The sequence below is a fragment of the Azoarcus sp. Soil_N_20 genome (genome assembly GCF_057656155.1).
This window is the reverse complement of record NZ_JBDGKX010000001.1, coordinates 666,881-690,512: the sequence shown is the minus strand read 5'-3', so window position 1 is coordinate 690,512 and position 23,632 is coordinate 666,881. Positions and strand designations below refer to the sequence as shown.

The 23,632-nt window shown below is 69.5% G+C and carries 25 protein-coding genes; 6 read left to right on the top strand and 19 right to left on the bottom strand.

Annotation, left to right across the window (positions count from 1 at the left end; translation table 11 throughout):
* Positions 1 to 36: 36 nt before the first annotated feature.
* The 6 genes from AC3A35_RS03255 to AC3A35_RS03230 all read right to left on the bottom strand — a co-directional run bounded on the left by AC3A35_RS03255 (position 37) and on the right by AC3A35_RS03230 (position 5,620).
* Entirely contained in the window at positions 37 to 378 is a 342-nt protein-coding gene (locus AC3A35_RS03255; RefSeq protein ID WP_487434460.1) for a hypothetical protein, read from the bottom strand.
* Between the two features lie 47 nt (positions 379 to 425).
* Positions 426 to 1,100, bottom strand: a complete 675-nt coding sequence (locus AC3A35_RS03250; RefSeq protein WP_487434459.1) for a hypothetical protein — start codon at positions 1,098 to 1,100, stop codon at positions 426 to 428.
* 23 nt (positions 1,101 to 1,123) lie between these two features.
* Positions 1,124 to 2,056: a quinoprotein dehydrogenase-associated putative ABC transporter substrate-binding protein gene (locus AC3A35_RS03245; protein ID WP_487434458.1), complete on the bottom strand. Its 933-nt coding sequence runs from the start codon at positions 2,054 to 2,056 to the stop codon at positions 1,124 to 1,126.
* A gap of 4 nt (positions 2,057 to 2,060) precedes the next feature.
* The gene (locus AC3A35_RS03240) at positions 2,061 to 2,471 is read right to left on the bottom strand and encodes a c-type cytochrome (RefSeq protein ID WP_487434457.1); all 411 of its coding nucleotides are present in this window, start codon (positions 2,469 to 2,471) and stop codon (positions 2,061 to 2,063) included.
* A 136-nt stretch (positions 2,472 to 2,607) separates the two neighbouring features.
* Positions 2,608 to 4,410, bottom strand: coding sequence for a methanol/ethanol family PQQ-dependent dehydrogenase (locus tag AC3A35_RS03235; protein ID WP_487434456.1), 1,803 nt, complete (start codon positions 4,408 to 4,410; stop codon positions 2,608 to 2,610).
* Positions 4,411 to 4,912: 502 nt separating this feature from the next.
* Positions 4,913 to 5,620, bottom strand: a complete 708-nt coding sequence (locus AC3A35_RS03230; protein WP_487434455.1) for a HisA/HisF-related TIM barrel protein — start codon at positions 5,618 to 5,620, stop codon at positions 4,913 to 4,915.
* On the opposite strand from AC3A35_RS03230, the gene AC3A35_RS03225 reads away from it, so the two are divergent.
* Genes AC3A35_RS03225 through AC3A35_RS03215 form a run of 3 tightly spaced genes read left to right on the top strand, consistent with a single transcriptional unit; the run spans position 5,619 to position 8,309 of the window.
* A complete protein-coding gene (locus AC3A35_RS03225) occupies positions 5,619 to 6,647 on the top strand; it encodes an ATP-grasp domain-containing protein (protein ID WP_487434454.1) in 1,029 nt (342 codons plus the stop codon). The two genes, AC3A35_RS03230 and AC3A35_RS03225, sit on opposite strands and share 2 nt — an antisense overlap.
* Complete coding sequence (locus AC3A35_RS03220; RefSeq protein ID WP_487434453.1) at positions 6,634 to 7,716, top strand: hydantoinase/oxoprolinase family protein; 1,083 nt, start codon at positions 6,634 to 6,636, stop codon at positions 7,714 to 7,716. Before AC3A35_RS03225 ends, AC3A35_RS03220 begins: the two co-directional genes overlap by 14 nt.
* Positions 7,707 to 8,309 carry an amino acid kinase family protein gene (locus AC3A35_RS03215; RefSeq protein ID WP_487434452.1) on the top strand — a complete coding sequence of 201 codons (603 nt, stop codon included), beginning with the start codon at positions 7,707 to 7,709 and terminating at the stop codon, positions 8,307 to 8,309. The genes AC3A35_RS03220 and AC3A35_RS03215 overlap by 10 nt, the downstream gene beginning before the upstream one ends.
* A gap of 94 nt (positions 8,310 to 8,403) precedes the next feature.
* On the opposite strand, the gene AC3A35_RS03210 is transcribed toward AC3A35_RS03215, so the two are convergent.
* Genes AC3A35_RS03210 through AC3A35_RS03190 form a run of 5 tightly spaced genes read right to left on the bottom strand, consistent with a single transcriptional unit; the run spans position 8,404 to position 13,725 of the window.
* Complete coding sequence (locus tag AC3A35_RS03210; protein WP_487434451.1) at positions 8,404 to 9,123, bottom strand: (5-formylfuran-3-yl)methyl phosphate synthase; 720 nt, start codon at positions 9,121 to 9,123, stop codon at positions 8,404 to 8,406.
* Complete coding sequence (locus AC3A35_RS03205; RefSeq protein WP_487434450.1) at positions 9,120 to 9,704, bottom strand: DUF447 domain-containing protein; 585 nt, start codon at positions 9,702 to 9,704, stop codon at positions 9,120 to 9,122. Before AC3A35_RS03205 ends, AC3A35_RS03210 begins: the two co-directional genes overlap by 4 nt.
* Positions 9,688 to 11,142: a DUF6513 domain-containing protein gene (locus tag AC3A35_RS03200; protein WP_487434449.1), complete on the bottom strand. Its 1,455-nt coding sequence runs from the start codon at positions 11,140 to 11,142 to the stop codon at positions 9,688 to 9,690. The genes AC3A35_RS03205 and AC3A35_RS03200 overlap by 17 nt, the downstream gene beginning before the upstream one ends.
* Positions 11,121 to 11,714: a flavoprotein gene (locus tag AC3A35_RS03195; protein ID WP_487434448.1), complete on the bottom strand. Its 594-nt coding sequence runs from the start codon at positions 11,712 to 11,714 to the stop codon at positions 11,121 to 11,123. Before AC3A35_RS03195 ends, AC3A35_RS03200 begins: the two co-directional genes overlap by 22 nt.
* A gap of 4 nt (positions 11,715 to 11,718) precedes the next feature.
* Positions 11,719 to 13,725, bottom strand: a complete 2,007-nt coding sequence (locus AC3A35_RS03190) for a sigma-54-dependent Fis family transcriptional regulator (RefSeq protein ID WP_487434447.1) — start codon at positions 13,723 to 13,725, stop codon at positions 11,719 to 11,721.
* A 202-nt stretch (positions 13,726 to 13,927) separates the two neighbouring features.
* Between AC3A35_RS03190 and AC3A35_RS03185 the strand changes: the two genes are divergently transcribed.
* Positions 13,928 to 14,560 (top strand): dihydroneopterin aldolase, encoded by a 633-nt coding sequence (locus AC3A35_RS03185; protein WP_487434446.1) that lies wholly within the window; start codon positions 13,928 to 13,930, stop codon positions 14,558 to 14,560.
* Between the two features lie 99 nt (positions 14,561 to 14,659).
* Here the strand turns inward: AC3A35_RS03185 and fae are convergent, their stop codons facing one another.
* From fae to AC3A35_RS03150, 7 genes are all read right to left on the bottom strand, one after another.
* Positions 14,660 to 15,169: a formaldehyde-activating enzyme gene (gene fae / locus AC3A35_RS03180; protein ID WP_487434445.1), complete on the bottom strand. Its 510-nt coding sequence runs from the start codon at positions 15,167 to 15,169 to the stop codon at positions 14,660 to 14,662.
* Positions 15,170 to 15,190: 21 nt separating this feature from the next.
* Positions 15,191 to 16,240 (bottom strand): triphosphoribosyl-dephospho-CoA synthase, encoded by a 1,050-nt coding sequence (locus tag AC3A35_RS03175; RefSeq protein ID WP_487434444.1) that lies wholly within the window; start codon positions 16,238 to 16,240, stop codon positions 15,191 to 15,193.
* Complete coding sequence (locus tag AC3A35_RS03170) at positions 16,228 to 17,214, bottom strand: ATP-grasp domain-containing protein (RefSeq protein WP_487434443.1); 987 nt, start codon at positions 17,212 to 17,214, stop codon at positions 16,228 to 16,230. Before AC3A35_RS03170 ends, AC3A35_RS03175 begins: the two co-directional genes overlap by 13 nt.
* Positions 17,211 to 18,191 (bottom strand): methenyltetrahydromethanopterin cyclohydrolase, encoded by a 981-nt coding sequence (mch, locus tag AC3A35_RS03165; protein ID WP_487434442.1) that lies wholly within the window; start codon positions 18,189 to 18,191, stop codon positions 17,211 to 17,213. The genes AC3A35_RS03170 and mch overlap by 4 nt, the downstream gene beginning before the upstream one ends.
* Positions 18,178 to 19,419, bottom strand: a complete 1,242-nt coding sequence (locus AC3A35_RS03160) for an ATP-grasp domain-containing protein (protein ID WP_487434441.1) — start codon at positions 19,417 to 19,419, stop codon at positions 18,178 to 18,180. The genes mch and AC3A35_RS03160 overlap by 14 nt, the downstream gene beginning before the upstream one ends.
* A 31-nt stretch (positions 19,420 to 19,450) precedes the next feature.
* Positions 19,451 to 20,368 carry an NAD(P)-dependent methylenetetrahydromethanopterin dehydrogenase gene (locus tag AC3A35_RS03155; RefSeq protein ID WP_487434440.1) on the bottom strand — a complete coding sequence of 306 codons (918 nt, stop codon included), beginning with the start codon at positions 20,366 to 20,368 and terminating at the stop codon, positions 19,451 to 19,453.
* 69 nt (positions 20,369 to 20,437) lie between these two features.
* Positions 20,438 to 21,439 (bottom strand): beta-ribofuranosylaminobenzene 5'-phosphate synthase family protein, encoded by a 1,002-nt coding sequence (locus AC3A35_RS03150; protein ID WP_487434439.1) that lies wholly within the window; start codon positions 21,437 to 21,439, stop codon positions 20,438 to 20,440.
* Positions 21,440 to 21,907: 468 nt separating this feature from the next.
* Between AC3A35_RS03150 and AC3A35_RS03145 the strand changes: the two genes are divergently transcribed.
* Complete coding sequence (locus AC3A35_RS03145; RefSeq protein WP_487434438.1) at positions 21,908 to 22,402, top strand: formate dehydrogenase subunit gamma; 495 nt, start codon at positions 21,908 to 21,910, stop codon at positions 22,400 to 22,402.
* Here the strand turns inward: AC3A35_RS03145 and AC3A35_RS03140 are convergent.
* Positions 22,365 to 22,916: a hypothetical protein gene (locus tag AC3A35_RS03140; protein WP_487434437.1), complete on the bottom strand. Its 552-nt coding sequence runs from the start codon at positions 22,914 to 22,916 to the stop codon at positions 22,365 to 22,367. The genes AC3A35_RS03145 and AC3A35_RS03140 overlap by 38 nt on opposite strands.
* A gap of 31 nt (positions 22,917 to 22,947) precedes the next feature.
* Here AC3A35_RS03140 and AC3A35_RS03135 point away from each other — a divergent pair, with 31 nt between their 5' ends.
* On the top strand, positions 22,948 to 23,616 hold the full coding sequence (locus AC3A35_RS03135; protein ID WP_487434436.1) for a molybdopterin oxidoreductase family protein: 669 nt from the start codon (positions 22,948 to 22,950) through the stop codon (positions 23,614 to 23,616).
* Positions 23,617 to 23,632 lie beyond the last annotated feature (16 nt).

Sequence of the window (23,632 nt, the reverse complement as noted above, 5' to 3'; positions counted from 1 at the left end):
GAGAAGAAAACCGCTGAACGGCCCGCGTGCCGCCGCTCAGCGCATGAAGCAGCCCTTGCGCGCCTCAGCCTGGACGGTGCGATAGCGGCCCGCCATCTCCTTGCCGTCCCCGTAGGCCCGCATCACCTCGCCGCGCTCGCCGCCAATGCTGAACGCGTTGGCCGCGGTCGAGACCTTTACATACTCATCGTAGGTCAACTGCTCGGCGATGGCGTCGATGACGCAGACGCACTTGTAGATGTTCTCCCGCGGGGATCCCTCCGCGTCGCGCGCACAGCCGAGGACGAACTCGACCCGCTCGAGCGTCGGATAATCGTTGCCCGCGGCCGCGCCCAGGGGCATGACAACGCCGGCGATCAAGAGCAGCAGTTTGTTCATGACTACGAATCCCTATCCGTGATGTATCGCCCTCCGTTACCGGTGGGCTAGTTTGCGCGCAGCGTCAGGGTTTCCTCGAGCAGCGGCGTACCGCTGCCGGTCTCGTCTTCGACCACGGTGCGCAATTCGTAGACGCCGCCGGGCACCTGCGGCGAAAGTGTGAACAGATAGGCCTTGTGCGCCGTTCCCTGGAAACGCTCGCGCTGTTCGTCGTTCGCATAGGGCCGGATCACGACCTGGGTCGCCTGCATCGCTTTTCCGTCATGGGTGATCGCGACTTCGCGCAACTCCGCCGACTCCACCAGGGCAAGCCGGATGCGGCGCCGGAAATAGTTCTCCTGTCCCCCCAGGCGGCGGCGCATCGCGCGCACGTCGGCCTCGAGGAAATACAGAATGAGCGGATTGCTGCTGGCCTGCTCGACTTCGGGCAGCATCAGATGTCGCTCGCCGTGCAGGTAGTCGACCTGGGCGACCCGTCCGCGCTGCGCGTCTTCCTGCGTGGCAAGGACCACTTCGTCCTCCACCGGCGCTTTCCCGGCCTCGCGCAGACGGTAGTCGTAGTGCAGGGTCGCGGCAGCGGGCAGACCGTCCAGATGGGGATCGACGAACACGCGCCGCTCGGCGAGCGAGATCTCCTCGCCGGCGGCGGCGGCCGGTGCCACCACCGAACCGCTGCCCAGCAGCACCACCGTCAGCAGGCAGGACGCGACCAGCGCGCGCATGCCCGCCCTTCTGTCCGCGGCGCTCACCGCGGTGTCGGCTGTGCCACAGCCACCTGAGGTCCGCTGCCGTCCATTGCGGGAGCGGTCGACACCGGCTGCGACGCCGGTTCGGGGAGCAGCGGGACGCCGAACTCGCCAAGGATCTCCGCGATCTCCTTCCGGTTGCGCGTGATCAGTTCCTCGATTTGCGCCTTCCAGGCCTTCTCGCCGAAGCGCACGCCCATTGCCATCGCATAATCGAACTTGACCCCGGGCTCCGACGCCAGCGGGACCACCCGCAGGTTCATGTCCTTGGCCTGGCGCGCCAGATAGCCGCCGATCGGGCCCCACACCACCGCGGCGTCGATCGCCCCGCTGGCCAGGTCGCGGGCGATGAGTTGCGCGGGGGCTTCGTCCGGGTTGGGACTCATCAGGCGGTAGGGCACGCCGGAATCGACCAGCTTATGGCGGTCGAGCCAGGCCGAGGCGGGCGAGCGGTCGAACACGCCGATCCGCAGGGCGGCGAGGGTCTCGCGCGGCAGGCCGAGGAAGTCTTCTGCACGCTGGACCTCGGCCAGTTCCTTCACAGCGGGGAACACGAGCACGTAGGTCGAGCGGTAATAGGGCATGGTGGGCAGGACCTGGCCGAAGCCGGCGGGCACTCCCATCACGATGTCGCAGGGGTAGTCGGCCCCCGGCACCTTGAAGCGCAGCGTATTGCGGATGAAACCGAGACGCTGGGGAAAGGCGTAGGTCTCCACCGGCAGGTCGAGCTGGCGGGCAAACAGTGCCGCAATCCGATCCTCGAAACCCTCGCCGTTGGCATTGGTAAAGGGCATGTTGCCCGGATCCTTGCACACGCGGAACGCTTTGCGCGGCGACGGGTCCGCGGCATCGGCAAAGGCTGCGCCACCCGCAAGGACCAGCGTAAGGAGCAGGCTCAGGCCGCGACGCCGGACACAGGCATGGGGCGACATGATGTCACTTCCCCTGCTCGACGACCTTGGCGCGGGTGATCGCCCCGTCCGAGCGTCCCTTCAGATAAGCGTAAAGCTGGTCGATGTTCTGTTTGACCTTGGGATTCTCACCGAAGCTCGGCATGCCCTTGGCGAGGCGTCCCTCGAGGACGGTGGCCTTGAACTCCTCGGCAGTGAGGACCTTAAGCCGTTCGATCAGCGATGGGCCGACCATGCCTTCCTGGTTGGGACCATGGCAGCGGTCGCAGGCCGCGGCACGCCAGGTCCGAAAGCCCTGCATGGTGTTCTCGTCGACCTTGTAGCCGTCGGAAACCGAATACAACGGCTTGCCTGAATTGCTGTCGCTGAGGGCGGTCGCCGGAACTGCGACGCTCGCCATCATGGCCGCCATGGAAAAATAGAAAACGCCTTTCATCGATCTGTCTCCTCTGTGTTTGAGGTGGGGCGCCCTGTCCGGCCCCGGGGCCGGACGGGCATCTCTCCGGGATACTGCGCTTGCGCGACGTGCCGCGGTGGCAACCGAAGTCACCTCCGCGGCCCATCGCTCAAGCTCAGTTGGGCAGCGCGAAGACGGTGAGCGAACCGCCGAGCGCCGTGTATTTCTGCAAGTCACGGTATCCGCCCACCGCGCCGAGGCCGTCGTTGTCCTTCTCGAGACCCGCCGCCATGCCGATGCCGGCCCAGCCGCCGATGCCCGAATAGACGCCAACGTACTGCTTGCCGCCGTGCATGTAGCTGAACACGTTACCGATGATGCCGGACGGGGTCTTGAATTTCCACAACTCCTTGCCGTCGGCGAGGTTCACCGCCTTCAGGTAGCCTTCCAGCGTGCCGTAGAAGATCACGTCACCGGCCGTGGTGAGCGCTCCGCTCCACACCGAGAACCGCTCCGGCTTGGACCAGGCGATCTTGCCCTTGCCCGCATCCCAGGCGATGAAGTTACCCATGCCGCCATGGCTCTTGGGCGCCGGGTACATTGCCAGGGTGGCGCCGACATACGGCTGACCAGCGGTGTATTCCACCTCGAACGGCTCGTAGTCCATGCACACGTGGTTGGTGGGCACGTAGAACAGGCCGGTCTTGGGATGGAAGGCCGCGGGCTGCTGGTCCTTGGACCCGAGCGCCGCCGGGCAGACACCCTTGGTGTTCACGTCCGGACCGTTCTGCGCCGTGCTGTACTGCGCCACCACCTGCGGACGGCCGGTCTTCATGTCGACATGGGTCGCCCAGTTGACCGCCGGATCGTATTTCTCTGCCACCAGCAGTTCGCCGGTCACGCGATCCAGGGTGTAGCCGAAGCCGTTGCGGTCGAAGTGCACCAGGGCCTTGGTTTTCTTGCCCTTGACGTCGATGTCGGCGAGGATCATTTCGTTGATGCCGTCGAAGTCCCATTCGTCATGGGGCGTCATCTGGTACACCCACTTCGCCACGCCGGTATTCAGGTCGCGGGCCATGATCGTCATCGACCACTTGTTGTCGCCAGGGCGCTGCGACGGGTTCCAGGTGCTCGGGTTGCCGGTGCCGTAGTAGACCAGGTTCTGCTCCTTGTCGTAGCTGTACCAGCCCCACGTCGTACCGCCGCCGATCTTCCACTGGTCGCCCTTCCAACTCTTGAGCGAGGAGTCCTTGCCCACCGGCGCGAGCTTGCCGTCGGTCCAGGTCATGGTCTTGTCGGGGTCCATCAGCATCTCGGCATCGGGGCCGGTGCTGTAGGCACGCCAGGCAAGCTTGCCGGTCTTGATGTCGTAGGCGGTCAAGTGCCCGCGCACGCCCCACTCGCCACCCGAGATACCGGTGATCACCTTGTCGCCGAATACGTGAGGAGCGTTGGTGGCGACTGCGCCGAGCTTGGGATCGCCGTTGACCACCGACCACACCACCTTGCCGGTCTTGGCGTCCAGCGCCTCCAGCGTGCTGTCGGCGCGCTGCAGGAAGATCTTGTCGTCACCGTAGGCCAGACCGCGATAGACGGTGTCGCAGCACATCTGCGCCACCACCGCGGAATCCTGCTTCGGTTCGTACTTCCACAGGATCTCCTGGGTCTTGATATCGAGCGCGAAGACGTTGTTGGGGAAGGGGGTGTGGATGAACATGGTGTCGCCGATCACCAGGGGCGAGCCCTCGTGGCCGCGCAGCACGCCGGTGGAGAACGTCCACGCGACCTGCAGCTTGCCCACGTTGGCCGCAGTGATCTGCTTCAGTGCGCTGTAACGCTGGTTGTAGTTGTCGCCCGCCTGTGCGGCCCAGTTGCCCGGATCCTGCATGGCCTTGTCGAGCGCCACGTCGGCCACTGCGACTCCTGTACAAGCGCAGGCGCACGCAGCCACGAGTTGATGCTTGAAGCTGTGTTTCATTTGAGATGTCTCCTCTTATTTTCCGACTGCTTCCGTTGCCGAACCCCGGCAGTTACAACCGTCCGACCTACCATCAATCGCTGCAAAGCTCGGGGCCCACGCGGGCCACCATTCCCGGGACAAGCGGGAACCTTCCTTGGTGCTGTCCTGGATAAGCCGAACGCAAGTGACGTGCCATCACCGCTGCAAGCCCCGTGTACCGGTCCCTGCGCGGGCGGGCAGCGGCGTGAATTCGGGAGCCGGCGCGGCGGTCAGGAGCAACGGCGGGACCTTGCCAGGCGCGGAAGAGGCGTTCCCGCCGCACCGCCGAAGCGGCGATACACCCGGCGAACGGTTACACAATGCCCCGTGACACAGTGCTCCTGAATACGAACAGTCGGCACCTGCGGCCGACGGCAAATCGGTCGCCCGCCGGGCGCAGAACCGGATGGACGACGCTTGGCATGGTTCGTGTTTTGTATCCCTCGGCAAGCCCGCCACGGTCCGCGCTTTTTCCGACAGATCAGCGCGAGGCGGGATACGGCGCGAGCCGGCGGTCGTGAAGCGCGGATGCCACCAACCAGGCATCGGCACCGGCGGCGGCAGCGGCATGCAGGTCCGCCGCGTCGCGGATGCCGCCGGCGCCAATGAGGGTGGCTCCCGGCGCCCGGCAGCGCAGTGCGGCGAGGGTCCGCAGGTCCGGGCCGGCGAAGGCGCCTACGCGCTCGAGCGTCATGACGATGATGCGCTCGGGCCACAGCGCCTCGGTGGTCCAGCAGGACGCAGGATCGAGCGGCAGATCGCCGCGCCGGTCGAGCGAGAGGATGGCCCGCCGCGGGTCGGCCAGACAGCCCCGGGCTGCTTGCGCGGTGGCCAGCGATTCGCTGGCGAACACCGGCGTAAGCCGTGCGCCGGCGACGCCGAGTTGGCGGGCGAGTGCGGCGAACGCCGCGGCGTCGCGGAAGCCGCCGTCGAGCCAGATCGCGGTCTGCGGCAGCGCCGCGAGCAGGGTCGCCAGTATGGACGTCTGAGCCGTTCCGCCGAGGAGGGCGTCGAGGTCGGCGATGTAGAGGGTATCGGCGCCGCTGTAGTCAAGCAGCGCGCGGGCCACGCCGAGCGGCTCACTGCCGGCGCACAGGGCGGAACGGATCGGCCGGTAGCCGGCGCGTTCCCCACGGACCGCGCGCACGACCTGGCCGGCCATGAGATCGATGACAGGAATGACACGCATGACAGTGAAGGAAAGAGTGTTGGTATACGAATGTATCAGCGCCGGCGGCCTACCCGCCAGCGCCGGCGCCACTGCGCCGCCGGCGCCCCCTGGCGCCGACCTCCTCGCCCAGGGCGTGGCGATGCGCGACGCGGTGGCCACCGATCTGCAGCGCCTGGAGCAGGTCGCGGTGTCGTGCGCGACCGCCCGTTACGCGCCGCTGGGTGCGGCGCTGGCAGGGGTGCATGCGGTGCACCCCGATGCGGCCTGCGATCCGGCCGACTTCCTGACCGGTCAGGCCCAGCGGTACGACCGGGTCTGGGTGATCGCCCCGGAGAGCGACGGCCTGCTCGCCACCCTGGCCGCAGCGGTCGGCCACGGGCACGGAGTGGGCTGCGCCGTGTCGGCCATTCGCCTCGCCTCGTCGAAGGCGGCCACGCGTGCCGTGCTCGCCGCCCACGACATCCCGGTGCCCGCTTCATGGCATCCCGGCCAGGCCGAACCGACCCTCGGCACGCGCTGGGTGGTCAAGCCGGACGACGGTGCCGGCTGCGTGGCGACCCACCTGCACACGGACTTTGCGCAGGCATGCGCGGACCTGCAGAGCCGCCTCGCACGTGGGATGGCCAGCACCCTCGAACGCTGGATCGACGGCATCCCGCTGAGCCTGTCCGTGCTGTGCACCGACGGCCGGGCCGAGGTCCTGAGCATCAACCGCCAGCGCATCGTCGCCCGTCCGGGGCAAGCGGTCGCCTACCACGGCGTGGACGCCGGAGTGATCGCGCTCGACAATGCGGACGGCCGCCTGCTGGCCCGCCTCGCCCAGCGGATCGCCGACGCGGTGCCGGGCCTCGCCGGCTATGTCGGGGTCGACCTGGTGTGGCGCGCGGCGGCCGCCGACGGCCGCCGTGGCGGGCCGGTCGTGATCGAGATCAACCCACGCCTCACCTGCTCATACGTGGGGCTCTCGGCCGCGCTCGGCCGTAATCTGGCAGGCGAGATCCTGCGTGCCCGTCACCCGGAGAGCGCCACCGATGTCGCCCATTGAGCACCACCCCGCCGCACCGCTCATCGGCTGGGACGTGGGTGGCGCCCACGTCAAGGCCAGCCTGCTGGTCGACGGCGGCATCCGCGACGTCGCGCAATGGCCCGCCCCGCTGTGGCAGGGCCTGTGCCACCTCGACGCCGCCATCGACGCCGCCCAGGCGCGCTGGCCGGCACTCGGCCCGACCCGGCACGCGGTGACCATGACCGCGGAGATGACCGACCTGTTCCCCCACCGCGAGGCGGGGGTGCTCGGCATCGTCGACCATCTCGCCACCCGGCTCGGTCCCGACACCCGGTTCTTCGCCGGCGTCGCAGACTGGCCAACGGTCGCCGAAGCCGGCGCGCGCTGGCGCGACATCGCCTCGGCCAACTGGCTCGCCACCGCGCACCGGATCGGCGCCCGCCACCGCGCCGCCCTCCTCGTCGATATCGGCAGCACCACGACCGATCTGATCCCCGTCATCGACGGCCAGCCGCGGCCGCAGGGGCGCAGCGACGCCGAGCGCCTCGCCTCGGGCGAACTGGTGTATATGGGGGTGGTCCGCACCCCGCTGTGCGCCCTCGCCCGCCAGATCCCGTTCGGCAGGCGGAGCCGCAACGTCATGAACGAGTGGTTCGCCACCAGCGCCGACGTGTTCCGCGTGACCGGCGAACTCGACCCCGCCCACGACCAGCAGCCGACTGCCGATGGCGGCGACAAGAGCGAGCCGGCGAGCTGCCGCCGCCTGGCGCGGATGATCGGCATGGACGCCCGCGACGCCGAGCCCGGGGAGTGGCGCGAGCTCGCTGCGCGCTGGCGGGAGGAGATGCTCGGCGAGATCGCCATCCATCTCACCCGCGTCGCCCGCGCGGCGGGCTTGCCCGCCGATGCGCCGGTGGTGGGGGCCGGCTGCGGTCTGTTCCTGGCGCGCCAGCTGGCCGCGCGCAGCGGTCGCCCCTTCGTTCACTTCCATGAGCTTGCCAACCTGGCGCCCCTCGCGGCGCCCGGCGCCGGTGCCTGGGTGGACACTTGTGCGCCGAGCGTGTCGGTCGCACTTCTTCTGGCGCACTGGAGTCAGCCATGTGGGTGATCAAGATCGGCGGCAGCCTGGCGAAGGACCCGCTGCTGGTGGACTGGCTCGAACAGTTGAACGACCTCGGCGGTGGCCGGGTGGTGATCGTCCCCGGTGGGGCCGCATACGCGGACGCGGCCCGGCTCGCCCAGAGCGAATGGCATCTGGACGACGTGGTCGCCCACAACATGGCCATCCTCGGCATGGGCCAGTTCGCCTTCATGCTCCAGGGGCTGTGCCAGGATCTGGTGCTGGCCGCCGACGAGCGCGAGCTGGAGCGCGCCGTGCACAGCGGACGGGTGGCCCTGTGGATGCCCCTCGAACTCCTGCGCCGCCAGGCCGACGAACTGACGACCTGGGATGTCACCTCGGACAGCCTGGCGCTATGGCTCGCCAACCGCCTCAATGCGGAGCGGGTGATCCTGGTGAAGTCCTGCCCGGTGCCGCTGGCACCGCCCACCGCGGTCCAGTGGGAAAACCTCGCCGCGGACGGGGTGGTGGATCGCCGTTTCCCCACCTTCGCCGCCGAGGCGGCCTATCCCATCCATCTTCTGGAACGCACCGATCTGGCGCGGATGCGTGAACTGCTGCTCGATAGCCCACCCTGCTGAAGTCGCGATCGGGCGCCGTGAAGTTTGCCGGCCCCTGCGCGTGCCGGATTTACGCCACGCACCCGCAGCAGGCGCGCGGCGCCTTCACCGCGGCTCAGTCGGTACAGAGCTCGGCAGCCGCATTCCGGGCGTGGGTGCGCAAGGCTCGCGCCATGTGACGAACCTTGTCGGGGTCGAGGACGCCGGTGCGCACGCCGTCGCACAGGGCGCCGCGGAAACCCGCGAAGTCCGGCGCCAGCGCAGCCAGTTGGGGCAGGTGGTGAAGGCGGAGCGCACCCGACAGCCCGGCGAGCTTGCCGGCCAGGCGCGCGCGCCGGACGAAGTCCGCCAGCGTGGCCGACGGAACGCAGTCGAACAGGCTGCCGACAGCCTTATCCTCGGTGTCGATCATCAGCGCCGCAAAGGGCAGTCGGCAGGCCGCCGCGATGGCCTCCCCGACCAGCCCCCGATCGGCGATGAAGACCGGCACCACCGGCCACGGCGCCGCCGCCAGGCGCGCCACCAGCGCGCACTGCGCAGGCGGCTCACCCCCGGCGACGCCGACCTTGACGTAGTCCACACCGCAGCGGCCGACGACCGCCACCTGGTCGTCGATCCGTGCCAGCTCGTCGGCGGCGTGGTCACCGATGGTGGCGCTGATCGGCAGCCCCGGATGGACGCGGCGCAGGGCGCCGACGATGTCCCGGATGCGCGCCGCGGGCAGGCCGCCGAGCGCGCCCGCGCGCGGCTCCTTGAGGTCGATGAAGTCGGCACCGGCGGCGGCCGCGGCCAGCGCCTCGTCCACGTCGCGCACACTGGCGAGAAAGCCGATCATGCCGCCACCTTCGCATCGGCCGGGCCGGCGCGAAACGCCGCCACCGCGCCGGTAAGCCAGCTCCACGCCTCGAGTTCCGCCGGACCCGCGGTCTTGTCGATTGCGATCTGCAGATAGGCCAGTTCGCGGTCCACCTTGTCCGGCGGCAGCATGCGCAGCCGGCTCACCAGCACCGCGGCTTCGATGACCGCGGCCTGGGCGCGGTTGAAGCCGGGAAAGGCACCGTGGGTGCCCTCCCATACCCGGCCCATACGCAGCAGCGGACGCTGCGGGTCGTCGTCGCAGCGCAGCAGGCGCAGTTCGACGTGAGCCAGCGCCGCGCTCAGCCGGCGTCCGGCGATCCGCTCCGCGGGCAGGGTCGGCCATTCGCGGCGGCCGGTGACGCAGCCGGCAAAAATACGCACGTCGGTGCTCAGATTGAGCACCGCACAGCCGCCGGCAAGGATGTTATCGAGCGTGGTCGATGGCCGGAATGGCATCAGCACCACCTCGTCGCCGGCATATTGCGCGCCCATCGGCGCGCAATGCACCGTGCCGTCCGCAGCGACAGTGGTAACCAGGGTTTCAAAGATCATCGGCATGAGGGGAAGGGGCGTACTGGTCGCCCTGGGGTGGGAGGTCCGGCTGCGACTGGGGCTGGCGGCGCGGACGGGTGGGCGCTGGCGCGCAGTGGTGGAGGAGATCTTCCGCACGCCGTTCGGCGGCACAGCCCCAGTCCAGCGCCTGATCCTGGCTGTAGCGTTTGCCCAGCGACCACGCGATCTCCGCGCGCGCGAGTTCCACCCCCATGTAGAACGCGTGGCCGCCGTCGCCTTCCAGACCGAGACGGGGAAAGAGTTCGAACGGGTCGCTGGCCACGTGATGGCCGTCGCGGTTATAGACGTGCAGGCCGTCCAGCGCGGTCTGCACGCGAAAGCTCGGATCGCGCACCGCACGGGCGGTCTCGATGATCTCCTCGGCGGAGTCGGGGAACGGATACTTGCCGTGCACCGTCATCAGCGCCTCGGTGAAGCCCTTGGGCAGGGAACTCGTCTCGCGCGCCTGGTACATCACCCGCCGGGCGACGTCGGCCTCGCGCACCGCCCGCCGCGCATGGTTGCTCACCTGGGTGGTCAGCACCGCGCGCGCGCGCAGTTCCGCGGCGATTCCGAACAGCACCGCGTTGATGCCGCTGGTATCGGCCTCGGTGAGTTCGGTGACGTTGCCGACCCCCATCATGATCGCCACCTCGGGGAAGCGTTCGCGCAGGCGCTGGTAGCGACACAGGGAAGCGAGCAGGCCGAACGGGATGGGGTCGAGGATGGAATCGGCGAGGAAGGGTCGGCCGCGGCGCGCGAGCGCCTCCACCGCGGTATGCAGCGAGGCCTCGTCGGCCGGCTCGCGCGGAATGAGGATCGGGGTGGCGGCCACCTCGTCGGCGATCCACAGGGTATCGATGGTCAGGCTGAGCAGGTAGTCCGCGCCGGCTCGGCCGCCGCGCAGCAACTCGCCGCTGTCGATCGAATCCACGCTCACCCGGTGTCCTTCGCCCTTGAGCGCAGCCACCGCCTCCTCCAGATGGGGAAACGGGGTCGCCGGCAGGCAGCCGAGGTCGATCACGTTGGCGCCGTCCGCGCGCAGGCTCGCGGCCCGGGCGACGATCGCGTCCACCCCGAGGCGCGGCGCGTCGACGATCTCGGCGAAAATGTCTATGTCATAGTCGGCGAGGCTGCTCGCGCGCGCCGGACGGTTGAAATGGCGCGGCAGGTCCTTGAGCTCTTCCGGCCCGCGCTCCACCGGCACGCCGTAGTGCGCGGACAAGGCCTCGAGATCGCCCCGGCAACGACCGGGCACCATCACGCGGTCGGCCGCCAGCGGCGGCGACACTCGCCGGCGGATCAGATCCGCAGTCATCAGCCCCGCCACCTGCAGGCCGATCTCGCGCACCTCCCAGGTAAAGGGCGCCGGCGTCATGCCGGCGAGCACCCGCTCCAGGCTGTGCTGCGCAAGCCGTCCCGTCAGGAAGACAATGTGCTCCATTTCAGCGACAGCTCCGCGAGACGTGCATTGAGGGCCTGCTCCAGGCTTGGGACCGATTCCACCACCCGGCAGTGTTCGATCCGTCGCAAGCGCTCCACGTTCTCGAGATCGATATTGCGCGGACGCAGTTCGACCCAGTCGCTCGGGCTCTTGGTGATCACCACCGGTTCGGTGTCGCACGCAAAGATGATGCCAGGGATGCCGAGCTTGCCGGCCTGAGCGAACATGTTGGTGGGCAGGGTGTCGGACAGCCCCAGGGCGCACTTGGCCACCGTATTGCTGGTCGCCGGCGCCACCACCACGGTGTGATACACGTCGTCGTAGAGCATGCCCACCGGCCGCCCGCTGGCGCTCTTGTCGCGAAATACGCGAAAGCGTTCGCGCAGGCGCTTGATCGGGTAATCGTAGAGCGGCAGCACCTCTTCCGCCGCGGCGGACAGAAAGAAATCCACCTGCGGCAGACGAAAGGCGAGTTCCAGGGATTCGGTCAGGAAATGGCCGGACCCGGTGAGGGTCCACGCAAACCGATGGCGACGCGCAGGGTCTCTGGCCCGGCCGTGTTCGGGCGGCACATGCTCAGTCGGCAACGGCGTCGCTGTGGGAAAGGGGGATCCGCAGTCGGTGCAGCCTGCGGTAGAGGGTGTTGCGACTGACGTCGAGGGCCTTGGCGACATTACTTACGTTCCAGCGTTGTTCTTCGAGCAGGCCGAGCAGTACCGCACGCTCGCTGGCCTGGACAGGGTTGAGGCACACCTCGTCGACATCGGCTGCCGCCTCGGCGGCAGTTGCGGACGCCATCACGGTGGCGGGCGCTGGCGGCTCCAGGCGCTCGCGCACGCCCTGGCGCAGGACCGGCGGCAGAGCCGCCAGACTGAGCCGGCCGCCGTCGGCGAGGACGGCCGCAGTACGCAGCACATGGCGCAGCTGGCGCAGGTTTCCGGGCCATGGGTAAGTCATCAGCAGCGCCTCCGCGTCGGGATCGATGGCCATGCGCATGCCGGCCTCCTCCTCCAGCACCCGGTACAGCAGTTCGCGCTTGTCGCTGCGCTCGCGCAGCGCCGGCAGGGTGACCTCCAGGCCGGCGAGCCGGTAGTAGAGATCCTCGCGGAACACGCCTTCGGCCACCAGCTTGGGCAGGTCGCGATGGGTGGCGCTCACCAGCTGGAAGTCCACCGGAATCACGTCCTCCGAGCCGAGCGGCGAAATCCGACGCTCGTCGAGGACACGCAAGAGACGGGCCTGGAGCGTGAGCGGCATGTCGCCGATCTCGTCCAGGAACAGCGTGCCGCGGTCGGCCTGCAGGATCTTGCCGCGCCGGCCGGTGCGTTGGGCGCCGGTAAATGCCCCCGCCCGATAGCCGAACAGCTCGCTCTCGATCAGGCTCTCCGGCAGCGATGCGCAGTTCACCGCCACCAGCGCGCCGGCGGCGTACGGGCTGCCTTCGTGCAGGGCGCGCGCGAAGACTTCCTTGCCCGCCCCGGTCTCGCCGTGCAGCAATATCGGAATGCGTTTGGCGATGACCCGGGCGGCCACCCCCATCTGCGCAAGAATGCGCGCATCGCCGAACTGGCGGGCAGCCGCACTGTCGCTCACCGGCGCGGCCGGAGCGGCGGGCACTGCCACGCCGACCCGCTCGACCGACACCAGGGAAACGGTTGCGGGCTGCTGGGCGACCACGAAGAACCGGCTGGAACGCCCGGCGCAGAAGGTCGGAATGGGATGGAAGGAGCTGCGTGCACTGCGTTGCAGGATGTCCGGCAATGTGGTCTGGAACACCTGGTCGATCTGCTTGCCGCGAATGTCGTCGATCGACGGAAAACCGAGCTGGAACAAGGCGCTGCGATTGGCGCCGCGGATGCTGCCGTCTTCGGCCACGACCAGCTTGCCCTCGTGGAGGGTATAGACGAACTCCGGCCGGCTGTGGAAGTGGATCGGACAGGCATCCCGGTAGCGCAGATCGAGGAGGCGGTTCTCGATCATCTGCGCGGTCATGCCAAGCAGCACCAGCGAGTGCTGCTGCATGAGCTGGGAACGGCTGGTAACGTCGAGCACGGCGACCAGTTCGCCGTCCGGATCGAAGATCGGCACCGCCGAACAGGTCAGCGAGGTATAGGCGCCGTAGAAGTGGTCCTGCTGACGCACCACCACCGGCTCGCGCGCCACCAGGCAGGTCCCCATGCCGTTGGTCCCGACCGCCGACTCGCTCCAGATCGCACCGGCGCAAAAACCCACCTCGCGCATGACGCCGGCAAATTCGGGCGCCGCCACCATGTGCAGGATGACGCCGTCGGTGTCGACCAGGACCACCGCCGACTCGCGGTCGCCGAACTGCTGGAACAGGGTGGTCATCTCGAGCTTGGCGCACTCGATGATATCGCTGGCACGTTCGCGGTGTTTCTCGAGCAGGCGCTCGGCGAGGACGTCCGGTCGCCGCGGCTTTTCGGGATCGAGACGGTAGTCGGTGAGGCAGCGCGTCCACGAACGGGTCACCTGATCGGTGGTCACGGACCGCGCGCGGCCATCCACCACCTCGTGCACCCGCCGAGCATGCTCCCGCGGTCCGGGCATGGTTGAAATGCTCATCGTCTCCTCCGTTGCTGCGTACCGACTCGCGGTGGGTGCATGGCATCTGGTGTGCCCTGTCGCGTCACCGCGGTTTGCGGCCCCCTGCGCTGGAGGCCTGCCGGTCGCGGCCGCCTCGCGGCGACAGACCGGCGTCGCGTTCGCTGGACGCGACTGATTTCGCTTCGAGTATAAGCCCCTTGCTCCATGATCGACACCCCGAATGGGACGATTCTTGCTTGTGCATTGCACCATTGCAACCCTGGCCTGCTTTTCGCTTCATTCCCCGGGCGGCATCCGCAGTCCGGTACGCCGCGCCCTGGAAACCCTCACGCAGGAGTCCGCCATCGTGCACTCGCCCCACCCACTGCAGCGCCTGCCCGCCAGCCCCGTGCCCGCGAGCGACAGCCCGCCGCCGATGGACGTCATCTTCATCGACGGCTTTCGCGGCGACACCATCATCGGCATCTGCGACGACGAATTGCACGCCCCCCAGCCGGTGCGCATCGACCTGAGCGCCGGCCTGCCGCGCAGTCTCGCATGCAGTACCGACCGAATCGGCGACACCATCGACTATGGCGAGGTGCGCGCCGCCCTGCGCGAACTCCTGGCCACCCATCGCTTTCAGCTCCTCGAGGCATTCGCCGAGGCGATCGCAACGCTGCTGCTCAGCCGCTTCGGCGCCCACTGGCTGCGCGTCGCCGTGACCAAGCCGGGCAAGTTCGATGACGTGGAAGGCGTCGGCGTGGTCATCGAGCGCCGCCGCGCCGCCAGCGAGCATCCCGCTCCCCGCCGTGCCGCAGAGGTCCTTCATCTGTTGGGTTCGGGCCTGATCCCGGACGCGCGCGCCGACTGACGTCCGCGCAAGCGAAAAAAAGCCGAAGGATACCTTCGGCTTTTTCCATGGGTCGCGCGCCGGGCCAGCATCGGCCCAACGGCGCGCCCCCGGTTACCCTTAGTGGGCGGCGAACGGGTGCTCTGCCGTGCGCTTCTTCTCCAGTACCTCGGCGGCACTCGGCTGCCCCGCTACCGCACGCTGGATCGCCTCACGGGTCGCCTGGTAGTTGTACTCCTGGATCTTCTTGTCGTCTTCGGCCAGCCAGTGAATGAAAACGCCGACGCAGACAAACAGATTGTCCGCCTCGGCGAGCGGAATCGTGCCGTCCTCGACGCTGTCCGCCACCGCCATCGCGACTCCGCGCTGCGCCGGGCCGAACATCTGCACTGCCTGTTTGGCGCCCTTGATGGTCACCTTGTTGAACATCACCGTCGCCGGCTTGGTCAGCAGGTTCGGGGCAACGACGGCGAGCAAAGACGTGAAGCCGTCCTTGTTGTTGGTCAGGGCGTTGCTGAACGCGGTTTCGGCAGCGCTGCCGCGGGGTCCGATCAGAAGGTCGATGTGCGCGACCTCGTTACCGTCTCCTACCAGCGATTCCCCTACCATCATTCGATCGATTTTTGCCATTGCGTTACGCTCCTCTTAGTGTCAGCGGGCCCTTCCGGGAAGAAGGGTTGTCGTTGTATCGGACGTCGGAAAAGGTCCGATGCCGATTTGGTGAATACACGATCCATGCCAGGTCGCGTCGGGCGCCATGCCGATCAGCTCGGGGCGGGTCAGCGCGGCAGCAAAAAGCGTGCATACAGTGAGGTCTGCGCTCGTTCCGGGGTTGATTCCGGCGCTCTTGAGGCTTTCGTCCCATTGCGCGAACGCGGCGCTGTCGCCCGCGGCCGGATCGGCGTGGAGGCGGCTGCGCCACACTGCGGCCTCGGCGGTGACAGTCTGCGCCACGCCCGCTCCGAGTTTTCGCACAATGTGTGAATCCGGGCGGCCGGCGAGCAAGCTCACGAAGAGGGTCTGCACCGCGCCGGCCAGACAGCCGTCCGAGGCCGCGAGTGCGGCAAATCCGTCGCCGAAGATCTCCGCAAAGTCGTCGGCGTACTGGCGGGCGATGCTGTCGCGCTCCGCCGCAAGTGCCATCGCGGCACGCAGGTTCACGTCGGGCGGCGCGGCCACGTCCTGGCTCGGGGCGCGCCCGAGTCCGCCCGGATTGGCCAGCGCGATGGCGCGGTAGGCGGCGCGCGCGTCGGCCACGTCGAGCGCGGCGAGCACGCCGCGCACGGCCGCGCCCAGTGCGGCCGGCTCGCAGCCCGCTGCGCCACCGTGGTCGCCGGCAGTCCGGTCGGGGCTGCGCACGAACGCAGGCGGCGCGACGGTGGCGCCCAGGCGCTCGAGCGCGGCGGCCAGGGGCGCGCACAGCAGCAGAATGCCGAGGTTGGTGTTGCAGCCCACGGCGGCCCGGGTCGCCACCACCGCGCCCTCGATGCGTTCGCCCACCGGTAGCCCGCGCGCAAACAGCGGACCCGCCGCCGCCTCGGCACTGGCCAGAAACTGCGCCGCCTCCATGGCATGGCCGGCCGAGGCGACGCTCACGTTGCCCGGCTTGCGCACCGCCACATCCAGCCCACAGGCCCACAGGAAGGCCGCCTGCCCGCGAGCGAGCCATCCAGCGACGCCGTCCCCGTTCACCCGGCGCATACCACGGTGCCGGTCAGCGCCGGCGAAGCGAGGTCGAGGCCGAGCCGGCGCTGCAGCAGATCGTCCACCATCGCCTGCGCGATGTCGAAATCGGTGACCGATTGCAGGCCGCGCCACGCCGCCACGCCGTTCACCTCGAGCACCTGGGCGCCGCCGGGGGCGGTCGCGTCGGGCACCAGATCCACGCCGGCGTAGTCCATCCCCAGCGCATCCGCGGCGGCCTCGGCCACGACGGCGATGGCGGGGGTCAGCACCGCAGGAAGGCAGCGCGCACCCTGCGCGACGTTGCGCACCCAGTGCCGGCTCACGCGCTTCATCGCCGCCTGCGCCCGCCCCCCCACCACCAGCACCCGCCAGTCGAAACCGGGGCAGCCGGGACCTTCCGGCTGCGGCACGAAGCGCTGCAGGTAGGCGAGCCGGCCATAAGTCGCAAGGTCGGGGAGCGCGACCGGCGCCCCGTCCACCAGCCCCACCCGCTGCAAGCCCTTGCCCTGCGAACCGAACAGCGGTTTCAGTACCAGGCAGCGGCCGGCGGCAGTCTCGGCCATCACCAGGCGCCGCGCCTGCGCTTCCGATTCCATGGCCCACGCCGGCGGGGTGGCGATGCCGGCACGGTGAAGCAGGAAGCTGGTCATCGATTTATCCACGCTGCGTTCGATCGCGCGCGCGTCGTTGTACACCGGCACCGCCAGTTCGCGCAGCGCATGCAGGATGCCGAGACGCTTGGTGACCTGCTCCAGGCTGCCGCCGGCGATGCCGCGCACGATGACGGCCACCGGCAGTTCGCGGCCGAAGCCGGGGATCACGATCCCGGGGCCGGAGCGCGCGGTATCGAAACGGCAGTCCTCGAGATCGGCGCAGCGCCCGTCGAAGCCGCGGTGGGCCAGGGCACGCCGCAGGCGTCCGGTATGCCAACCGGTCTCGTCGGTGAGGATGGCGACACGCGGGCCGCCGGCGCCGGCCGAGGTCTTCATGCTTCCTCCAGCCACAAGCCGCGCAACAGCGCGAGATCGGTCTTGCCGGCGTGCCAGGTCTGGCCAGTGGAGAGGCTGCTCACCCACACCTCGGCCGGGGCAAACAGCGCCGGGTCGATCTTGTAGAAGTCATAGTCGTAGTCACGGAAGATGTCGGCGAAGGAGCGTCCGTAGTCGCGCGCGGTGTCCGACGGCAGGCAGCGCGCGAGCTCGCGCGCGGCCGCTCCGTCCCCTGCCACGGTGAGGTGCACCTGGCCACCATAGAGAATCGCGTCGTTGGTCCGCCCCATCGCCACGCCGCCATCGGGACTGGGCGCCGGCAAGGGCGCGCGGGCACTGCCGCCGACGACGTCGCCGAGCGCGAAGCCGAGTTCGTGTGCCTTGTGCAGGGCCACTTCGAGTACCCTCGCCACCACCTGGGTGGACCCTGCGAGGCTGCTGGTGGGGGTCAGGATGAGGGTGAGCTGCGCCGGTTCGAGGCCGCAGTCGTGCAGGATCTTGTCGATCACCACCGGCGGCGGCGTCCGGTCCACCTCCAGCACCAGCACCGCGCCGCGGTCCGCCCGGTCACGGTAGCCCAGCTCCTCGAACAAGGGCTCGCGTCCGGCCAGCGCCCGCGCCGGGCCGGAGCCGAGGGAGAAGAACTTCTTGCCGCCCGCCTCCTCCTTGCTCGCTGCCAGGCTCCAGCCGGCGTACTGGCTGGCGAGGCAGGCGAGCACCGGCTGCGCGCTGTCCACTTCCAGCCAGGTCGGCCAGGCGGTGGCGCTGCCCGGGCCTTCGGTGGCCAGCCGCACGCGGCCCAGTCCGCCCATGCAGATCTCGCCGATGGCGAGGCCGGCCTCCACACTGCCGGGCACGCCGATACCGCCGTCGACCACGGTCACGCCATTGGCAAGGCGCTCCACGCCCAGGCGCAGCTGGACGGCACGGGCGATGAGGTCGGCGACCAGCGGCGCGGCCAGTTCATTGACACTCAAGCACGTGTTGCCCGGGGATACGAGGCTCGGAGGGGGCGTTGAGGCTTGATTCATCGTGTTGCTCCAGCAGGAAGGGAATTCGTCTTCGGCGTCGCGCGAGCAGGGCCTGAACCTCGGCTGCGGTGTCCGCCGCCGCCGAAACCGTGCACACCGGCGCGCCGCTCATGAGATGGCTGCCGGCCAGCGGCAGGTCGTGACACCAGGGGCGGCGCGCGAGGGTGTCGGTGGCCGCGGCGTCGACGCGACGGGACGCGCGGGCGAACACCACTTCGAAGCCGCGCACCGCGGTCGCAGCCGCCGTCCGCGCGGGCACGCGCACTGCGGCCACCGGCAGACGCCCGGCCTGGCTCGCCGCCAGATGGGCGCGGACCAGGCCGCCGGGCAGTGCATCGCGGTACAGCGCCATGCTCGCAGGAGGCCGCGGGTTGAGTTCGAGCACGTTCAGCCGATCACCGTCGAGGAGGAAGTCGAGTCCATTGAGCCCGCGCAGCCCGAAGTCCTCGACGAGGACATCGATGATGTCGTGCACTTCATCGCGCAGCGCGGGCGTCACCGGCAGCGGGCCGATGCAGCCGCGAAAGACGAAGGGGCGATCATCCAGGCTGCGCGCGATCTGGCGATTGACGCCGAGCACGTGGCCGCGCCGCCCATCGGCCAGGAAGAGCGCCGACATGGGCAGGCCAGGCACCACACGCTGGTAGTGGATCCACGCCGGGTCCGCGCTGCCGCCCATCGCGTGCGATCCCGGCAACGCCGCGCCCCCGACCGGGCGCACGTCCCAACCGCCGCTGCTGCCGGCATTCTTGCGCAGCCAGCCGGCGGCGTCCGGCGGCAGCGTGAGGCGAGTCTCCGGATGGGGAATGCGCAGCGCGTCGAGGCGGCCGAAGAAGCAGGCCGGGTCGCGTACCGCGGCGGCGACCTCCGGCGTATTGCCGATCAGCGGTAGCAGCCGCGCGGCGGCGGCGAGCACGCCGGGCATGCCCTCGAAACCGCTGCCCGCCACCCATCCCGCCACGCCCGCGCCGCGCAGGCGGTGGAGGACCGCGAGCAGGGCTTCGCCGTCGATGGCGAGTCGTGCGGGATCGCCGATCGGCCACCATGCGCGGGCCGCGCGGCGGGTATCGGCATCGCCGAACAGATCCAGCGCGACCGAGCGAAGGCCGCCGTCGTTCGCTGCTTCGACCAGCATGCGCACCGACAGGCCGGCGAGCGCGAGCACGGTGGTCACCGGTGTCGCCTCGCGTCGCCGGCGGCCGCGCTCAGCCCTGCGTGGCCGATTTCTCGGCCACGACCTCGCGTGCCATCGCGAAGGCCTCGCGAAAGCCGAGATAGAGGGGCTTGTCGGCACCGCGCATCGCCGCCAGCAGGCGGTGCTCGACCTGGTACTTGACGTTGCCCACGGCGAGCGCGCCGACACCGACCGCGCGCCCCTCGGGCAGTGCCTTGCCGTCGTCCATCACGCCGACGCCGGCAATGCCCTCCGGCGGCACCGCATTGACGTCGGCCGCCACCAGCAGCCGGGTCGCCGCGGCGCGCTCCTCGGCACTGACCACCTGGACGCCCGCCGCTGCGGTGGCGAGCACCACGTCGGCCTCGGCCAGTGCGGCCCGACGTGCCGCCGGCGTGCTCGTATCCGCCCCGTGCAGCACGCAATCGAAGCGCACCCCGGTGGCCCGGGCAGCCTCCTCGGCAATCGCCAGTTCGCGGTGGTGGCCGAGGGCCACCCGCGCCCCGAGACCGGCCGCGAGCACGCCGGCTATGCGCCCCACGGTGCCGGCGCCACCCAGGATCAGGACGCGCTTGCCTGCGAGGTCGGTGCCGTGGACCTGCCGCAACTGCTGCTCGACGCAGGCCACCAGGGCCGCGGCGGTGGTGTAGGAGCCGCTGGGATCGGCCATCACCGACACCTGGAAAGGCGGCACCATCGCCTCGCGGGCAGTATCCAGCATGTCCGCGGCGAGCAGCACGTCGCGCCCGCCGATGAAGATGGCGGTGGCCTTCACCCCCTTGGGGCCACGGGAAAAGATCGCATCCTGGGTCAGGCCGCGGATCTGCGCGGCAGTCACCTCGCAATACGGCGCCACGATCTGGTATCCGGCATCGACCGCCATGTTGATGTCGAACGGGCTCATCTGTTTGCCGGGGGTGAACATGTGAAGAATGTATTGGCGTTCCATGGGCGTGTCCGCAAAGTCAGTCGGAGAAGGAATTCAAAAAAGGAGGCCGGAGGCGGAGCTGTGCCCGCCTCAGCGGCCATCCAAGGGAGGAAGCTTGTCGTTGCTCACCCGGGCGCCGTAATTGCGCCCGCCCACCACCAGCAGATGCAGCGCCGGATCGACCACACCGGCGGCGCGCGCGGCGAGAATCACCTCGGCCGCGCGCGCCGCCGACGGCAGGATGGCGAAGCCGGTCGGTCCCCACGAGCTCTGCCCGATACCGGCGTGGTAGCGGGGACGGATCCACTCCAGCACTCGCGCAACCGCCGCGCTGGTGTACATGGAGCCACCCTGGGCCGGCGCGAAGTACTCGCCGATCAGTTGCTGAACGGTGGACACCCCCGCGGCGAACGGGTCGAAATCGCTTTCGAGCGCGGCAGGCAGGACCCGCATCAACACCTGGTGACAAAGCTCCGCTGCGAGTTCCGCGGGAAAGGGCGGCAGGCTGCCCATGGCACAGCGCTCGGCCGAACCGTGGAGGCCGTCCATGCGCTCGTCCAGTACGAGCAGCACGCGCCACCCGGCCGGGAAGGCGGCACGCGCCAGCAGTGGCGCCGCCATGCCGTCGGGCCCGGGTCCGCCGTCGAGCAGGAAACCGCCACGCTCGAACCCGGCGATGCCCACTCCGGAGCGTTCGCCGCGGCCGAGCATTAAGGCGATCCGCCGGGTACCCAGGTCCAGCCGGTGCACGCTGGCAAAGGCGTGCCCAAGGGCGAGCGCCAACTGGGTACCGGAACCGAACCCGGCATGGGCCGGCGGCGTGTCACACACGGTCACGCGCAAGGGTTGATCGACCCCGGTCTCGCGCTGCAGTGCGACCAGATGGCGCGCCAGGCGTTCGCGCACGGCGTCGCCGGATGTGGCCACGACTTCGTTGCGGCTCGCTGCGGCCAGGTGCAAGCGCGTGTCCATGCCGTCGATCACCAGGCCGAGACTGGCGAACCTGCGCCCGAGGCTGGCGCTGGGATCGAGAAACCCGAGGTGCAGCCGCGCCGGGGCCTCCACCAGCACGGGGATAAGCGAGGAAGACACGGTAGCGATCGGAGCCAGGGAAGTGATCATGGGGGTAGCGCAGTCTGGGTGCCGGATGTCGCGCTGCCTGCGGGTCTTCCCGCCACAGCCGACGCATGTTGGATAGCCATGAGCAAGGTCCATTCCACACGCCCCATCGCCCCCCTGGCGGGACTCCGGCAGCGCCGACACCTCGGCGGCAGGACACAGTGTCACCGCGGCTGTCACGCATTCCGGGCAGCCTGCTCCATCGGGCGGAGCCTGGCGCCGGGATGGCGCCAACCGGCGCCGAACGGCCATGCGCGCCCGCGACCGCCGTGCCGGCCCCCCGTTCTGCCTGCCCACGCTCGCCTGGCACGGAATTCGCGTATGTCGGCAGGCCCGATCGCACGCCGCGCTGCCGGGCCTGCGCTGGCGGCCTCGCTTTGCACCTGGCCCGCCGCTCCACGGCAGCCCCGATCGGCCCCGAAAACCACGGAGATTTTCTTGATGGTGAACGCACCCCGACCCGACGAACTCACGCCGATCATCCGCTCCATCGTCGATGCGCGACGGGCACTTCCCGGCGCCTTGCTGCCCATCCTCCACGCGCTCCAGGACGAGCTCGGATGGGTCCCGGCCTCGGCGGTGCCGATCATCGCCGGCGCGCTCCATCTGAGCCGCGCCGAAGTCCATGGCGTAATCAGTTTCTACCACCACTTCCGCACCAGTCCGCCGGGTCGCCACGTGGTACAGGTGTGCCGCGCCGAGTCCTGTCAGGCAATTGGGGCCGAAGCGCTCGAGGCCCACCCCAGGGCGAGCCTCGGGGTGGACTACCATCAAACCACCGCCGACGGCGCGGTCACCCTGGAGCCGGTCTATTGCCTGGGCAACTGCGCCTGCTCGCCGGCAAGCCGCGTCGACGACCGCATCCTCGGGCACGTCGATGCCGGACGTTTCGACGAGCTCATCGGCGAATTGCGCGCGGAAGGGGCGATGGCATGAGCAGACGGATCTCGTCCCGCTCGACTCGAGCGCGCGCTCTCTCGGCGCCGAGCGCGTGGCGCAGGCGATCGCCGCCGAAGCCGCCCGCCGCGGCGAGACGATCACCCTGGTGCGCAATGGCTCCCGCGGCATGTTCTGGCTCGAACCCATGGTGGAGGTCGACACCCCGGCGGGACGCCTCGCCTACGGCCCGGTGCAGGAGCAGGACGTGGCGGGGCTCTTCGCCGCCGATTTCCTCGCCGGCGGCGCACACCCGCTCGCGCTCGGCGCGGTCGCGGCGATCCCCTACTTCGCCGACCAGGAACGTCTCACCTTCACCCGCGTCGCTGTCACCGACCCGCTGTCGATCGACGACTACCGCGCCCACGGCGGCTTCGCCGGCCTCGTCCGCGCCCTTGCCCTGCCCGCGGCCGAGGTGGTCCGGGAGGTCACCGACTCCGGCCTGCGCGGGCGCGGCGGTGCCGCCTTTCCGACCGGGATCAAGTGGAACACCGTGCTCAAACTGGGAGGTCACGGTCGCGCTCGCCAACGCGCTCGGCCACCCGATGCACTACGCCCACCCGACCAAGATCATGGACGAGATCGCGCGCCTCACGCCGACCTTCCACGGCGTGAGCTACACCGCCCTCGACCGCCTGGGCAGCATCCAGTGGCCGTGCGACGAGGCCGCCCCGGACGACACCCCGATCATGCACGTCGACCAGTTCGTACGCGGCAAGGGCCGCTTCATGGTCACCGAGTACGTGGCCACCGAAGAAAAGGTGAACCGGCGCTTCCCCCTCATCCTCACCACCGGTCGCATCCTGAGCCAATACAACGTGGGCGCCCAGACCCGCCGCACCCCCAATGTCGCCTGGCACGCCGAAGACCGCCTCGAGATCCACCCGGTCGACGCGGAGAATCGCGGCGTCCGCGAAGGCGACTGGGTGGGGATCGCCAGCCGCGCCGGCGAAACCGTGCTGCGCGCCACGATCACCGAGCGCGTCCAGCCGGGGGTCGTCTACACGACCTTCCACTTCCCCGAGTCCGGCGCCAACGTGATCACCACCGACAACTCCGACTGGGCCACCAATTGCCCGGAGTACAAGGTGACGGCGGTCGAGGTCTTGCCGGTGGCCCAACCCTCGGCGTGGCAGGAACGCCACCGCCAGCAGCACCGCCGCCAGACCGGGCTCCTGCCGGGAGATGGCGCGGTGCGTGGCGAACGGGTGTGAGGGAGAGCGCGGTGGC

What these genes read in the sequence shown, in the direction of transcription:
- AC3A35_RS03255 (WP_487434460.1), bottom strand. Translation starts at nt 378, where the DNA reads ATGAACAAACTGCTGCTCTTGATCGCCGGCGTTGTCATGCCCCTGGGC.
- AC3A35_RS03250 (WP_487434459.1), bottom strand. Translation starts at nt 1,100, where the DNA reads ATGCGCGCGCTGGTCGCGTCCTGCCTGCTGACGGTGGTGCTGCTGGGC.
- AC3A35_RS03245 (WP_487434458.1), bottom strand. Translation starts at nt 2,056, where the DNA reads ATGTCGCCCCATGCCTGTGTCCGGCGTCGCGGCCTGAGCCTGCTCCTT.
- AC3A35_RS03240 (WP_487434457.1), bottom strand. Translation starts at nt 2,471, where the DNA reads ATGAAAGGCGTTTTCTATTTTTCCATGGCGGCCATGATGGCGAGCGTC.
- AC3A35_RS03235 (WP_487434456.1), bottom strand. Translation starts at nt 4,410, where the DNA reads ATGAAACACAGCTTCAAGCATCAACTCGTGGCTGCGTGCGCCTGCGCT.
- AC3A35_RS03225 (WP_487434454.1), top strand. Translation starts at nt 5,619, where the DNA reads ATGACAGTGAAGGAAAGAGTGTTGGTATACGAATGTATCAGCGCCGGC.
- AC3A35_RS03230 (WP_487434455.1), bottom strand. Translation starts at nt 5,620, where the DNA reads ATGCGTGTCATTCCTGTCATCGATCTCATGGCCGGCCAGGTCGTGCGC.
- AC3A35_RS03220 (WP_487434453.1), top strand. Translation starts at nt 6,634, where the DNA reads ATGTCGCCCATTGAGCACCACCCCGCCGCACCGCTCATCGGCTGGGAC.
- AC3A35_RS03215 (WP_487434452.1), top strand. Translation starts at nt 7,707, where the DNA reads ATGTGGGTGATCAAGATCGGCGGCAGCCTGGCGAAGGACCCGCTGCTG.
- AC3A35_RS03210 (WP_487434451.1), bottom strand. Translation starts at nt 9,123, where the DNA reads ATGATCGGCTTTCTCGCCAGTGTGCGCGACGTGGACGAGGCGCTGGCC.
- AC3A35_RS03205 (WP_487434450.1), bottom strand. Translation starts at nt 9,704, where the DNA reads ATGCCGATGATCTTTGAAACCCTGGTTACCACTGTCGCTGCGGACGGC.
- AC3A35_RS03200 (WP_487434449.1), bottom strand. Translation starts at nt 11,142, where the DNA reads ATGGAGCACATTGTCTTCCTGACGGGACGGCTTGCGCAGCACAGCCTG.
- AC3A35_RS03190 (WP_487434447.1), bottom strand. Translation starts at nt 13,725, where the DNA reads ATGAGCATTTCAACCATGCCCGGACCGCGGGAGCATGCTCGGCGGGTG.
- AC3A35_RS03185 (WP_487434446.1), top strand. Translation starts at nt 13,928, where the DNA reads ATGGGACGATTCTTGCTTGTGCATTGCACCATTGCAACCCTGGCCTGC.
- fae (WP_487434445.1), bottom strand. Translation starts at nt 15,169, where the DNA reads ATGGCAAAAATCGATCGAATGATGGTAGGGGAATCGCTGGTAGGAGAC.
- AC3A35_RS03175 (WP_487434444.1), bottom strand. Translation starts at nt 16,240, where the DNA reads ATGCGCCGGGTGAACGGGGACGGCGTCGCTGGATGGCTCGCTCGCGGG.
- AC3A35_RS03170 (WP_487434443.1), bottom strand. Translation starts at nt 17,214, where the DNA reads ATGAAGACCTCGGCCGGCGCCGGCGGCCCGCGTGTCGCCATCCTCACC.
- AC3A35_RS03155 (WP_487434440.1), bottom strand. Translation starts at nt 20,368, where the DNA reads ATGGAACGCCAATACATTCTTCACATGTTCACCCCCGGCAAACAGATG.
- AC3A35_RS03145 (WP_487434438.1), top strand. Translation starts at nt 21,908, where the DNA reads ATGGTGAACGCACCCCGACCCGACGAACTCACGCCGATCATCCGCTCC.
- AC3A35_RS03135 (WP_487434436.1), top strand. Translation starts at nt 22,948, where the DNA reads ATGCACTACGCCCACCCGACCAAGATCATGGACGAGATCGCGCGCCTC.